Genomic DNA, 286 nt, shown 5'->3' with positions numbered 1-286 from the left:
AACACCACGTACGAGAAGAACGCCGGCATTGCCATCTCCATTACGGCGCCGGCCCTGTCGCTGCTGGCGGCTATTGCCAGCCCCGTGGGCCAGGGCCTCATCGATGCCTATGGCTGGCAGACGGCCCGCGCCATCATGTCGCTGTTCACCACGGTGCTTTCGGTGGTGCTGACGGTGCTCTTCGTGCGAAAGAGCCCGGCGGTTTTGGGGCTTCTGCCCGTGGGCGCCGAGCACAAGCCCGGCGAGTCGGCCGTGGAGAAGGAAGAGGAGCTGACCTACGAGAGCG

1 pseudogene is annotated in these 286 nt (G+C 65.7%); it reads left to right on the top strand.

From position 1 onward, the window contains the following. Nucleotides 1-286: pseudogene (locus PZH32_RS14070) on the top strand (MFS transporter); the annotation flags it as partial.

The organism is Adlercreutzia equolifaciens (assembly GCF_029076695.1).
Lineage (GTDB): Bacteria > Actinomycetota > Coriobacteriia > Coriobacteriales > Eggerthellaceae > Adlercreutzia > Adlercreutzia equolifaciens_A.
The sequence above is the reverse complement of the archived record's forward strand: the minus strand, read 5'-3'. Positions and strand labels throughout refer to the sequence as shown.